Source organism: Paraburkholderia sp. RHO2, from assembly GCF_050955445.1.
GTDB classification, from domain to species: Bacteria; Actinomycetota; Actinomycetes; order Mycobacteriales; family Mycobacteriaceae; genus Prescottella; species Prescottella agglutinans_A.
Genome location: NZ_CP162617.1, coordinates 4,427,416 through 4,439,855 on the forward strand (window position 1 = coordinate 4,427,416; position 12,440 = coordinate 4,439,855).

The 12,440-nt window shown below is 63.5% G+C and carries 10 protein-coding genes; 4 read left to right on the forward strand and 6 right to left on the reverse strand.

Going from position 1 to position 12,440, the window contains the following annotated elements:
* Positions 1-81 precede the first annotated feature (81 nt).
* Positions 82-234 (reverse strand): hypothetical protein, encoded by a 153-nt coding sequence (locus ABTV10_RS20670; RefSeq protein WP_499029877.1) that lies wholly within the window; start codon positions 232-234, stop codon positions 82-84.
* Positions 235-1,036: 802 nt separating this feature from the next.
* On the opposite strand from ABTV10_RS20670, the gene ABTV10_RS20675 reads away from it, so the two are divergent.
* Both ABTV10_RS20675 and ABTV10_RS20680 read left to right on the forward strand, forming a co-directional pair.
* On the forward strand, positions 1,037-3,082 hold the full coding sequence (locus tag ABTV10_RS20675; protein ID WP_499029879.1) for a prolyl oligopeptidase family serine peptidase: 2,046 nt from the start codon (positions 1,037-1,039) through the stop codon (positions 3,080-3,082).
* A 65-nt stretch (positions 3,083-3,147) separates the two neighbouring features.
* Complete coding sequence (locus ABTV10_RS20680) at positions 3,148-4,209, forward strand: alpha/beta hydrolase (RefSeq protein ID WP_499029882.1); 1,062 nt, start codon at positions 3,148-3,150, stop codon at positions 4,207-4,209.
* Positions 4,210-4,294: 85 nt separating this feature from the next.
* Here ABTV10_RS20680 and ABTV10_RS20685 read toward each other — a convergent pair whose 3' ends face one another.
* Positions 4,295-4,417 carry a hypothetical protein gene (locus ABTV10_RS20685; protein ID WP_433607067.1) on the reverse strand — a complete coding sequence of 41 codons (123 nt, stop codon included), beginning with the start codon at positions 4,415-4,417 and terminating at the stop codon, positions 4,295-4,297.
* Between the two features lie 127 nt (positions 4,418-4,544).
* Positions 4,545-5,381, reverse strand: a complete 837-nt coding sequence (locus ABTV10_RS20690) for an alpha/beta hydrolase family protein (protein WP_499029885.1) — start codon at positions 5,379-5,381, stop codon at positions 4,545-4,547.
* Between the two features lie 81 nt (positions 5,382-5,462).
* Here ABTV10_RS20690 and ABTV10_RS20695 point away from each other — a divergent pair, with 81 nt between their 5' ends.
* Positions 5,463-6,413, forward strand: a complete 951-nt coding sequence (locus ABTV10_RS20695; protein WP_499029889.1) for a TIGR03621 family F420-dependent LLM class oxidoreductase — start codon at positions 5,463-5,465, stop codon at positions 6,411-6,413.
* Between the two features lie 79 nt (positions 6,414-6,492).
* Positions 6,493-6,693 (forward strand): PspC domain-containing protein, encoded by a 201-nt coding sequence (locus ABTV10_RS20700; RefSeq protein WP_127915458.1) that lies wholly within the window; start codon positions 6,493-6,495, stop codon positions 6,691-6,693.
* Between the two features lie 123 nt (positions 6,694-6,816).
* On the opposite strand, the gene ABTV10_RS20705 is transcribed toward ABTV10_RS20700, so the two are convergent.
* The 3 genes from ABTV10_RS20705 to ABTV10_RS20715 all read right to left on the reverse strand — a co-directional run bounded on the left by ABTV10_RS20705 (position 6,817) and on the right by ABTV10_RS20715 (position 12,395).
* Positions 6,817-9,858 (reverse strand): NACHT domain-containing protein, encoded by a 3,042-nt coding sequence (locus tag ABTV10_RS20705; RefSeq protein WP_499029892.1) that lies wholly within the window; start codon positions 9,856-9,858, stop codon positions 6,817-6,819.
* Positions 9,859-9,987: 129 nt separating this feature from the next.
* Entirely contained in the window at positions 9,988-11,613 is a 1,626-nt protein-coding gene (gene groL, locus ABTV10_RS20710) for a chaperonin GroEL (RefSeq protein WP_433607072.1), read from the reverse strand.
* A 260-nt stretch (positions 11,614-11,873) separates the two neighbouring features.
* A complete protein-coding gene (locus tag ABTV10_RS20715; protein ID WP_433607074.1) occupies positions 11,874-12,395 on the reverse strand; it encodes a DUF6764 family protein in 522 nt (173 codons plus the stop codon).
* Positions 12,396-12,440: the final 45 nt, after the last annotated feature.

The window sequence follows — 12,440 nt, forward strand, 5'->3', positions numbered from 1 at the left end:
CGCCGTCGCGGCGTACTACAACGTCCCTGCACACACCTGTAACCCCAGCCGCTGCGCGACTGGGGTCCAGGTGCGAATGCTTTAGCTGAACGAGATGGTGCTCCCGAGATCCCCGATGGTGCTTCCGCCGAAGACGCTGCCCCGGCTGAGGCTGAGGAAGATGTCGAGCAGGCCCGACATGGAGCCCGTTGCGGCCCCGGCCAGCGAGCCGAGGTCGATGGCGTCCAGATTCATAGCAGTCGCCTTTCTTTAGCTCTCGCCGAACTTCAGGGGTCAGGAGATGTCGGTGACCGAACCGAAGTTCACGACGTTGCCGATGTAGAGGGTGATGAGCGAGATGATCTGATCGAGGTTCACTGCGCTTCCCTACTTTCGTGGTGGTTGTGTGACAGCTAGTGCGACGAACTAGCTGATGTCGGTGACCGAGCCGGCGTTGAAGACGTTGCCGATGAAGCCAACCAGGAGGGCGAGGATCTGATCGAGGTTCATTGTGTTTCCTAACTTCTTGGTGGTGGTGGTTGTGTGACAGCTAGTGCGACGAACTAGCTGATGTCGGTGACCGAGCCGGCGTTGAAGACGTTGCCGATGAAGCCAACCAGAGCGGCAAGGATCTGATCGAGGTTCATTTTCTCTGCCTTTCGAGGGAGATTGAGTGGTGCCTTGTGATTGCTGCGTGATTTCTCCCGCAGCGTGGTCCGGAGTGTGGCCGACCGGGGGACCCCGCTACCCCGGATTCGTCTACTCCCTGTACATCCCAGCCATTTGGCGTTTGCTGCGGCGTGACCGTGGTGTGCCACCCCGCTGCCTCCTGGCCGGGAAGTCGGTCGGGGTTATTCGACCGTGATCGAAAGGTAGTCCAGATCACATCGACTTGTCAGCGGTTTCGTTACCAAAACTGGGCGGCTGTCCAGGATGCCGAGAAATTCACCCCGGCCCTCACCCTCGAACGCACCCGAGCATCACCCAGGACCCGCACCGAGGAATCACCACCGCACGGGCAGCGGCGGCGTCCGCCACGACCGACCACAATGAACCCATGACGCACACCTCCCCCTCCCCCACGCCGGCCGACGACCCGAACCTGTGGCTCGAGGACGTCACCGGCGACGAGGCGCTCACCTGGGTCCGTGAGCGCAACGACAAGACGGTCGCGGAGTTCGCCGGCACCACCGCGTTCGACCAGCTCGAGGCGACCATCCGCTCGATCCTCGACACCGACGCGCGCATCCCCTACTCGCGGCGACGCGGGAAGTACCTCTACAACTTCTGGCGTGACGCCCAGCACGTCCGCGGCCTGTGGCGCCGTACCACGATGGACGAATACCGAAGTGACACAACGGAATGGGAGATCCTCGTCGACGTCGACGAGCTCGCCGAGCGGGAGGGTGAGAACTGGGTGTGGTCCGGCGCGCAGGTGCTGCGTCCGGAGCAGGGCCTCGCACTCATCAGCCTCTCCCGCGGCGGCGCGGACGCCGTCGTGGTCCGGGAGTTCGACCTCGGGTCCCTCACGTTCAAGGACTCTGCCGACGGATTCCGCGTCGAGGAGGCCAAGACCGACATCGGGTGGATCGACTCCGAAAGCGTCTACATCGGAACAGATTTCGGCGACGGAACGCTCACCGATTCCGGCTACCCGCGCCTGGCCAAGCGGTGGCGTCGCGGCACCCCGCTGACCGACGCCGTCACCGTGTTCGAGGGCGAGCAGACCGACGTCGCGATCTCCGCCTGGCACGACGACACCCCGGGCTTCGAACGCAGCTTCGTCGAACGCGCCGTCGACTTCTACACCTCGCAGCGCTTCCAGCTCCTGAGCGACGACACGCTCGTCCGCATCGACACCCCCGAGGACGCGCGGATCTCCGTCTACCGGGAGTGGCTGCTGATCCGTCCCCGCTCGCCATGGACCGTCGGCGACACCACCTACCCGGCCGGTGCGCTGCTGGCCGCCAGGTACGACAACTACCTCGCCGGCTCACGCGAGCTCACCACTCTGTTCCAGCCCGACGAGCACACGTCGCTCGAGCAGTACTCGTGGACGCGCAATCACCTGCTGATGGTGACGCTCTCCGATGTCCGGTCCCACGTGTACGTCGTCACCCCGGGCGACAACGGTTGGGAGACCACTCCGCTCGCGGGCCTCCCCGAGCTGACGGCCACCGAGATCATCGACACCGATCCGCGCGAGAGCGACGACTTCTTCCTCAACTCCAGCGGCTACCTCACCCCCGCCACCCTGTTCTCCGGCACGGTCGGCGGCCCGCTCGAGGCGCTCAAGTCCGCACCGGCGTTCTTCGACACCACCGGACTCGCCGTCGCACAGCACTTCGCCGAGTCCGTCGACGGCACCCGCATCCCGTACTTCGTGGTGCGCCGCGAGGGTGCGCCGGCCGGCCCGACGCTGCTGTACGGCTACGGCGGATTCGAGAATTCCCTCACCCCCGCCTACAGCGGCATCAACGGCACCGCGTGGCTGCAGCGGGGCGGCACGTACGTCGTGGCGAACATCCGCGGCGGCGGGGAGTACGGACCGCAGTGGCACACCCAGGCGGTCCGCGACGGCCGGCACAAGGTGCACGAGGACTTCGCCGCCGTGGCCCGCGACCTCGTCGCCCGCGGCATCACCACCCCGGCGCAACTCGGCGCGCAGGGCGGGAGCAACGGCGGCCTGCTGATGGGCATCATGCTCACCAAGTACCCGGACCTGTTCGGCGCCATAGTCTGCCAGGTGCCGCTACTCGACATGAAGCGCTACCACCTACTGCTCGCCGGGGCGTCGTGGATGGCCGAGTACGGCGATCCGGACAACCCCGACGACTGGGCGTTCATCTCCGAGTACTCGCCCTATCAGAACACCGACGCCGACGGGTCGTACCCGCCGATCCTCATCGCGACCTCCACCCGCGACGACCGCGTCCATCCCGGCCATGCCCGCAAGATGACGGCGCGGCTCGAGGAAGAGGGCCACACCGTCTATTACTACGAGAACATCGAAGGCGGCCACGGCGGCGCGGCCGACAACGCGCAGGCCGCGTTCAAGTCGGCGCTCACGTACACCTTCCTGTGGGATCAGCTGGCCGGATGACCTCGGGAGGTCACCTTCCTGGGCTACCATGCGCCGGAATCGACCGACCGGAAGTGAGCTGCCCCATGAGATTCGATGCGACCACACGCCGTTCGGTGCGCGGCCTGCGAGCCGGCGCCCTCGTCACCGCCACCGCGGTCGGCGCTCTGCTGAGCGTCGCGCCGACCGCGGTGGCCGGGGGCATCCCGAACTCGGCACAGGGTGCGCCGGCGCACCCGGCCCCTGTCTCCGCCGATCGGTCCGACGGCGCGCACATCACCCGGGTCGAGAACATCACCGACCGGTGGCTGCGGGTGTTCGTGTACTCCCCAGCAATGGGATCGGAGCAGGAGGTGCAGGTGCTGCTGCCCCGCGACACCTCCGCGCCGCGCCCCACGCTGTACATGCTCGACGGGCGCTCCGCGGCGCCGGGCATGAGCAACTGGACTACCCAGGGCGGTGCGGTCGAGTTCTTCGAGGACAAGCCCGTCAACGTCGTCATGACCACCGGCGGCCGCGCCAGCTACTTCACCGACTGGGACCGCCCCGACCCGACGCTCGGCAACTACAAGTGGGAGACGTTCCTGACCGAGGAGCTTCCCCCGTTGATCGACGACCGGTTCGACGGCAACGGAATCCAGTCCATCGCCGGCCTGTCGATGGGCGCCCAGTCGGCGATGATGCTCGCGATGCGCTCACCCGGGCTGTATCGCGGCGTGGCCGCCTACAGCGGCTGCTACCAGACCACCGGTGAGCTGGGTCAGACACAGATGAACGTGGTGGTCTCGAGCTACGGCGGCGACATCGAGAACATGTGGGGCCCGTTCACCGATCCCCAGTGGGCCGAGCACGACGTCGTCCTGGGAGCCGAGAAGCTCCGGGGCACCGCGATGTACATCTCGACGGCCACCGGGCTGCCCGGCCCCAACGAGCACCTCGGTAACCCCGACCTCATTCCGCTGGTGACACAGGGCGGCCCGATCGAGGCCGTCACCAACTACTGCACCCACCAACTCGACGACCGGCTGCGGTCGCTCGGCATTCCGGCGACCGTCGTCTACAACCCGGTGGGTGTCCACACGTGGGCGTACTGGCGCGAGGAACTGCCCAAGTCGTGGCCGACACTTGCCGCGTCCCTCGGCGTCTGAAGCGGGACCGCACCGAACATGACAAAGGGGCGGTGACAGTGCAATTGCACCGTCACCGCCCCTTCGAACGCTACGAGGCGGCGTCTCAGCTGAGCGAGCTCAGCGAGCCGGAGTCGGAGGCGCCGGAGCTGGCGGTACCCAGGGTGTTGAGCGCATTGACGAGGGACGAAAGAGCGCTGAGGACGGAGAGGATCTGTGCAGAACCCATGGAAAGCTCCCTGTATTCGGTGTGGTGTAGCGCCCCGAAGCGAAAGCGCCTGCGGTCAATATAACGGTGCGGACACGACCCTGCACCGGATTGGCGATGAACGGCGGGATGAAAGCAAGGGTGAATGTCACGCGTGGTCATGGATCCAGTCGGCGATCCGGTCGACCGTACTGTCGGGTGTCCGAATCCAGCCGTTGTGCCCCAACGCCTCCGGCTGGTGCCACATCGTCACGTCGGACCCGGACAACTTACCCAGAAGGTTGCCCGCCGCGCTGCGCGGCGCGAGGTCGTCACCCTCGATCGAGACCGACAGCACCGGAAGCTTCAGCCGGCCGATGCGTTCCTCGTAGTCGATGTCGGCCCCCGACGGTTCGATGCGCCCGCTGCGGGCGAACCGTGACCAGTCGGAGATCAGAACCCGTGACTGGCGGCCGAACCCACCCACGTCCAGGCGATCTCCGGGCCAGAAGCCCGCGACGCTCGCCGTGATCGACATCGCCGTCGACCCCAGCAGCACGCCCGGCGACCGCGGGCCGGGGAAACCTCGGTAGTACGGCGAACCGGACGCCACCAGGACGAGTCCACCGAGCCGGCCCCGGATCCGCGCCGCGTACATCACCCCGAGCTGTCCACCCATGCTGTGCCCCAACAGGAACGGGGTGCTCGCGTCGAACCGCTCGCGCACCACCTCGAACATCGCGGGCAGGTCGACCGACACCAACTCCTGGTAGCCGAACGTGCTCGACGCGCTCGGCCGGGGACGGCTGTCCCCCTGTCCGCGCAGCTCGCACGTCGCAGCACAGAAACCGTGCTCGACAATCGAATTCGCAAACCTGTCGTAGAACGCGGCGGGAATCCCGAGCCCCGGGACGGTCACCACCACCGGCGCGCCCTCCGGTCCGGGAAACAGCCGCACCGGCGTCGTCGTCCCGTCGGGCATCTGGATCGGCACCGTCTCCACCACGACTTCGAGCCTATGCCCACACAGTCCACGAGGCTCGGCAATCGACACTCCGACCGCGATGGAACGGGGCATCCTGACGTCATGACCGGGTTTCGGTTTTCGCACAACATCTTCGGCATCACGACGTCGGCCGGCTTCGCGCGGACGTGTCGCCGTGCCGAGCTGGCCGGCTACGACGCCGTCTACGCCGCCGATCATCTCGGCACCGCGTCACCGTTCCCGCTGCTCGTCGCGGCCGCCGCCGCCACCGAGCGGCTGCGGATGGGGACGCTGGTCCTCAATGTCGGCTTCTGGAATCCGGCCCTGCTCGCGCGGGAGATCGCCACCACCGACGTCCTCACCGACGGCCGGCTCGAGATCGGGCTCGGGGCCGGCCACATGAAGTGGGAGTTCGACGAGGCCCGCATCGCCTGGGAGCCGTTCGGGGCCCGCGTGGGACGGCTCGGCGCCACCGTCGACGAACTCCGGAGACAGTTCCGCTCCGACGGCTTCCAGCAGCAGGCCGCGCTGCGGGAGAACTTCGGGATGCCGGTGCTGCGGCCGGTGCAGCGCGCGGGGTTCGACGGCTCCGGTCCCCCACTGTTGATCGGCGGCACCGGTGAACGCGTCCTGCGGCTCGCCGCCCGGGTCGCCGACATCGTCGGGATCGCCGGCGCCGTCCAACTCCCCGGGCGGCCGCCCGGCACCATGCGACTGGCCACCGCCGCCGAAACGGAGGAACGCATCAGGTTCACCCGCGCCGAGGCCGGTGGGCGTGCCGACGATCTGGAATGGCAGGCCCTCGTCCAGGCCGTGATCGAGACCGACGACCGCCGCGCGTCCGCCGTCGAACTCTCCGCGACCTTCGGGGGCGTGATGTCCGCGGAGGATCTGCTCGCCACCCCGTTCGTCCTGCTCGGCACGGTCGACGAGATGGCCCGTCAGATCCTCGTGAACCGTGCACGTTTCGGCTTCACCCACTACACCGTCCACGAACCGCACGCCGATGCGTTCGCACCGGTCATCGCCAGAGTTCGGACGCTCGAGGGGTGACCCCGAGGGCAAAGATCAGGGTGCAGATCCGGGGGAATCCCGATGGTCTCCCGCGCCGTCGGAAACCAGAATCGATGTCATGACCTACAGCGACTCGCCCCGACCGTTCGTCCGTTCCCGCAACCAGCGCATGCTCTCCGGGGTGTGCGGCGGCGTCGCCGAGTACTTCGGCATCGACGTCAACCTCGTCCGCGTCGCCGCCGTGATCGGCGCGTTCGTCTCGTTCGGCACCGTCGCGCTGATCTACCTCGCGGCGTGGATGCTCATGCCCAGCGAGTGATCCGCACAGCGAGAAGCCCGGGACACCTCGAAGGTGTCCCGGGCTTCTTCGTCTTACCTGAGCTCAGGCTTTCCGATCGTCAGATCAGAAGTCCATGCCGCCCATGCCACCGGTCGAGCTGCTCTACAACTCCACGCTTGAAAGGAGGTCCGAGATGAAGTCCACTTCACCATTCATCCAGTCTCCTAGCCACACACCAATATGGGGTTCTAGTGGCAGTTGCCGAAGCGCGGCATTGGCGCCATACCACCAGTCCGCGTTGCCTCGGCATGCCACGATAGCGCCGAAATCCCATCTTCGACCCAACCTCAATTCAGAACGCCCGCCAGATTCAAGCTGCAGCGCATGAGCCTCGGCAAGGACACAACATATCAATACGCACCCGACGGTAGTGCCATCTGAAGACCGCTGACCTGATTTAGCCGAATCGAACTTCCGATTCGCATCCTCCTCCAAGTAGTCAATATTTGACATCCCCGCAGACTCCCGCGCAACGGTCGCTATCGATGGGGAATGTCTACCATCACTAAAAACACTGAAATCCACCGACCCCGAATTGATCATACGGTGCCCGATTTGCGATATGATTTCTTCCGCATCGACGTCATCAAGACCAGTCGGAACGTCAACATCACAGGTGGAAAGAACAGCCAGTTCCGCAATCGATGTACCGGAAAAGCTACCGGTGAACGGGTGAACCTCGCAGAACCATGATTCGACGCAGAAAGAACCGATAGCCGACGAAAGAGGAATTATTCCAGCTCGATGCGCCAGGAGCGGAACCCAAGCGACTACCTTTGATATAGCTTCGAACCTAGACCCAATGGAGGACCATACGCGCCGTTCATCGCACAGCTTTCGGGCTAGATCAAGAGAGTCCTCGGACGATCTTCCCCCAAAAAGAAACGATACAAAATCGTCGACTGCGAGAGCCATTAGGGCGGCGATTCCTGCAAGCTCGACATCCGCGGATGAAATTTCCCGCTCGACGACTTCAAATATCTCGCGGAACACGACAGACAGATGTCGCTCATCACTACGACTGACTACCACCTGCAACGGAACAAGCTCTGGACCGAATAGCTCCAGATCTAGCCATCTCGCCGGGCCCTCGCCCACCACTAACCGCACCTGACTTGCTAGCTCGCGGATGAACAGCTCTGAACAGATCCGCACCACCGCACGAATAGAACTTGCCGAAAGGTCGAATGTGTCCAGATTCTTCGAGGCAAACTGAATTAGGTTTAACGATTCTTCGGCTTCGGTTGTCGAGGCTGCATCGCAGAGTCTCGAAACGATCTGATCGGCCGCGCCTTCAGTACGCTCCTCAATCTCCTGAATCGCGACCTGCGCGACAACCTCCCATCCTCCGAGTTCGATTTGAGGACGTAGTTCTTTCCAAAGCTCATCCGGATCGCTGTTTTTGCGCACCAATTCCAGTGCGGCAAAGTACTCAAGGAAGGTTTGGTGAGTAAACTTATAAATAGGCTCCGCCATGGCATGATCGACCCCTACGTCAGTTAGGATCCATGCCCGCCCTCTACACAAATTCAACAAATCGTTCGCCTCACTGTCAGCAGCGTCCTCATCGTCAATTCTCTTCATAAAGAAGTTCGAGAGCCTCCGTCGAAGCTTGCGTTCAGGGACTCCGCTCGCGAGGCTCTCAGTGGTGTACATCCACAGTGCGATATCACGAATTGCGCCACGCAACGTTGATCGCTTCGGCCCCTCGTGAGTAATTCCGCGAATAGAGTCCCAGCGCTCAAACATCAAATTGGCACACTGCTCGTACAGCTCAGCTCGACTACGAGGAATGGTTCTCGACCCTCGGTACACGGTGCACAACAAGCTGAGCATCAACGGGTTCGCCCGGATGTCGGGAACTTCGGCAGATTCATTATAGAAGTCACTGGCAAGTTTGGCGGATTCAAATGGCTCCAACTCTACCTGAAGTGAAAACCACTTACCAGCATAGTTCCGAATATCATCCTCAGTAAACTGGCGCAAATAGGCTTTCTTAAAGTCGGTCGCAAGTGGCGCCTCCGTATACCCCACCACCCGGGAAGTCACGATAATAATTGCTCGAGAGTAAACCGACGAGAACGACTCTACGTCCGATACAATATCTCGCCTATCCGCGAGTGTGGACAGCTCGTCCAATCCATCAAATATTACAGAAGCCTGTCCGGTCACAAGGAGAAATTCAATGACGGCCGGCTGGCATCTAAGCTGAAGCGACTCGTTGCAGAACTCACTTATGTAGTCTACGACAGAGAATGAACCCGACTTTCTCTTGGATTCAAACTTTCGCAATTCAACGATGAACGGGGTCGAAATCCGGTGGTTATCCTGGCTACATGCACTGTAAGAAATCCATCGAGAAAACGTAGACTTACCTGCTCCAGGATCTCCTAGAATTACGTTTCGGTAGGCGCGCGCGAGTACGTAATCCAGATCACTAGTCGGACCGTCATCCTCCTCACTAAATCGAGGAGGTACATAGATCGACTCGATGCTCACCCGTTTGCTTTCTTGAACATACGCAGGCGTCACATCAGAGAGCCTCTCCCGTAGTACGCTTCGATATTTCGCCAAGAAGTCCTCAGAAATCTTGACCATTCCCGGACTGTAGCCCGAGAGAGAATTTCGGGTTCTTTCGAATGAATCAAAAAGACCGCTCGATCGTTCGAGCATCAACCGCCCCGAAATTCCTGAGACTATTGCTGGATCAATATCACCCAGCTTCTTGGCACAGAAGGATAGTTCTTCTTGCAGTGCCGCGAGGATGATCTTCGCGGCCGTTCGGGAGTCAGAATCGCCTACATCTTCGAGGAGGAAGTGCTGGGTAAGTTCCAGCTCGTAGTCCTCGTAATATGCCTCAGCAACGTCAGCCAGAACTGCGCAGAATAGGTGTCTGGTGAACGCGAACCCAGTCTCATTGGCCATGAATCTGCAGACTTTGCCGGTCGCAGAATGACCTATTTGAGATTCGAGTTCATTGATGGCCCGTACGAGCACGACGCGTTGAGTATCTCGAACCCGCCCGAGCCAATCCGCAGCCTTCCGTTGAAGTCTGGCATGCACGCCCTTTTCGCGGGCTCTGATTGTTAGATCGACAACTTGGTAAAGGCTTGACGAAACCAATGACGCGAGGGCAACATCCACGATTGAAGCCTATAACAGGGCAGGTGGTCGGTAAAGTACTCAACGGCGCAATGCGAAGAAGCCCGGGACACCTCGAAGGTGTCCCGGGCTTCTTCGTCTTACCTGAGCTCAGGCTTTCCGATCGTCAGATCAGAAGTCCATGCCGCCCATGCCACCGGTCGGGTCGCCCATCGGAGCAGCGGCCTTCTCCGGCTTGTCGGCGACGACAGCCTCGGTGGTCAGGAACAGAGCCGCGATGGACGCAGCGTTCTGCAGCGCCGAGCGGGTGACCTTGACCGGGTCGTTGATGCCCGCAGCGAGCAGGTCCTCGTACTCACCGGTGGCGGCGTTCAGGCCGCTGCCGGCGGGCAGGTTGCGAACCTTCTCCGCGACGACGCCGGGCTCGAGGCCGGCGTTGAACGCGATCTGCTTGAGCGGAGCCTCGAGGGCAACCTTGACGATGTTGGCACCGGTGGCCTCGTCGCCCTCCAGCTTCAGGTCGTCCAGGACCGGAGCGGACTGCAGCAGAGCCACGCCACCACCGGCGACGATGCCCTCCTCGACGGCAGCCTTCGCGTTACGGACGGCGTCCTCGATGCGGTGCTTGCGCTCCTTGAGCTCGACCTCGGTCGCAGCGCCGGCCTTGATGACGGCGACGCCACCGGCCAGCTTGGCCAGGCGCTCCTGCAGCTTCTCGCGGTCGTAGTCCGAATCCGACGCCTCGATCTCGGCGCGGATCTGGTTGACGCGACCGGCGATGGCGTCGGCGTCGCCGGCACCCTCGACGATGGTGGTCTCGTCCTTGGTGACGACGACCTTGCGGGCGCGGCCCAGCAGCTCGATGCCGGCGGTCTCGAGGGACAGGCCGACCTCTTCGCTGACGACCTCGCCACCGGTGAGGATGGCGATGTCGGCGAGCTGCGCCTTGCGGCGGTCACCGAAGCCCGGAGCCTTGACGGCGACGGACTTGAAGGTGCCACGGATCTTGTTGACGACCAGGGTGGACAGCGCCTCGCCCTCGACGTCCTCGGCGATGATCAGCAGCGGCTTGCCGGCCTGGATGACCTTCTCCAGCAGCGGCAGCAGGTCCTTGACCGTCGAGATCTTGGAGCTGACCAGCAGGATGTACGGATCCTCGAGCACGGCCTCCTGACGCTCGGCGTCGGTGGCGAAGTACAGCGAGATGTAGCCCTTGTCGAAGCGCATACCCTCGGTGAGCTCGAGCTGCAGGCCGAAGGAGTTGGACTCCTCGACGGTGATGACGCCTTCCTTGCCGACCTTGTCCATGGCCTCGGCGATGAGCTCACCGATGGTCGGGTCACCGGCCGAGATACCGGCGGTAGCAGCGATCTGCTCCTTGGTCTCGACCTCCTTGGCGGTGTCGAGCAGCTTGGCGGTGACGGCCTCGACGGCCTTCTCGATGCCGCGCTTCAGACCCAGCGGGTTGGCGCCGGCAGCGACGTTGCGCAGGCCCTCACGGACGAGCGCCTGAGCCAGGACCGTAGCCGTCGTGGTGCCGTCACCAGCGACGTCGTCGGTCTTCTTGGCGACCTCCTTGACCAGCTCGGCGCCGATCTTCTCGTAGGGGTCCTCGAGCTCGATCTCCTTGGCGATGGAAACACCGTCGTTGGTGATCGTGGGGGCGCCCCACTTCTTCTCCAGCACGACGTTGCGACCCTTGGGTCCCAGCGTCACCTTGACGGCGTCAGCGAGGCTGTTCAGGCCACGCTCGAGGCCGCGACGTGCCTCTTCGTCGAACGCGATGATCTTGGCCATTGCGAAGTGATCCTCCGGATTGGGGGTGACACACGGAGGCGATCGTCTTGTCGGATCGCCCCATTTACGCTTCCGGCCAGGCTCGGTGCCCGCGACGGACGACCAGGGGTGTCTAGGTTCCCAGTCTCACCGTCCCGACCTGGCACTCACGAGTCGCGAGTGCCAAGTGCATTCTTAGCACTCGAGGGGGGTGAGTGCAACGTCGCGGCGGGGGTCTCCGCCCATGGCGAACACCCCCGCCGCGCGGCCCTGTTCGATTCCTAGCCGAGGCAGGTCTGGCCGGTCTTCAGATTCCACGCGAACGACAGCGGACCCATGCAGTTGACGCCGCCCGACTCGGCCGTCGCGCCCGAGCCCCAGCCGGCGATCGCGAACGTCGCATTTCCGTCGTCGGCCCACGAGTGCGCGATGCCGCCACCGATCGCCAGTGCGAGCGACTGACCGTTGCCGCGCGACGCGCTCAGCGCCGTGCCGAAGCCCGTCGCGAGGCTGTTCGACGACCCGAAGCCCTGCGCGACCGACACGGCCGTGCCGCTGTCCGTCGCGGCCGAGCGCGACACACCCTGTTCGAAGGCCTGCGCACCGCAGCTCGCGTACCCCGAGATCTGGATGTCGTTGGGCGCGGTCGGCGACACGCACATCACCGGCGCGGCCGACGCCGCGCCGGCGCCGAACAGCGAAACACCTGCTGCCACACCGATTCCCGCAGCAGCAACCATCGCAGTCCGTGTCATTCGTCGACCGAGGCTCGAGATCGCACGCAGACGGGAAAAGGTCGACATTCGGACTCCTTCACGGACAAAGGGGAGAAGTAGGGAGAAGCGCCC

Coding starts and splice junctions, on each gene's coding strand:
- ABTV10_RS20695 (WP_499029889.1), top strand. CDS start 5,463: ATGACCGGGTTTCGGTTTTCGCACAACATCTTCGGCATCACGACGTCG.
- ABTV10_RS20675 (WP_499029879.1), top strand. CDS start 1,037: ATGACGCACACCTCCCCCTCCCCCACGCCGGCCGACGACCCGAACCTG.
- ABTV10_RS20700 (WP_127915458.1), top strand. CDS start 6,493: ATGACCTACAGCGACTCGCCCCGACCGTTCGTCCGTTCCCGCAACCAG.
- ABTV10_RS20680 (WP_499029882.1), top strand. CDS start 3,148: ATGAGATTCGATGCGACCACACGCCGTTCGGTGCGCGGCCTGCGAGCC.
- ABTV10_RS20670 (WP_499029877.1), bottom strand. CDS start 234: ATGAATCTGGACGCCATCGACCTCGGCTCGCTGGCCGGGGCCGCAACG.
- ABTV10_RS20685 (WP_433607067.1), bottom strand. CDS start 4,417: ATGGGTTCTGCACAGATCCTCTCCGTCCTCAGCGCTCTTTCGTCCCTC.
- groL (WP_433607072.1), bottom strand. CDS start 11,613: ATGGCCAAGATCATCGCGTTCGACGAAGAGGCACGTCGCGGCCTCGAG.
- ABTV10_RS20715 (WP_433607074.1), bottom strand. CDS start 12,395: ATGTCGACCTTTTCCCGTCTGCGTGCGATCTCGAGCCTCGGTCGACGA.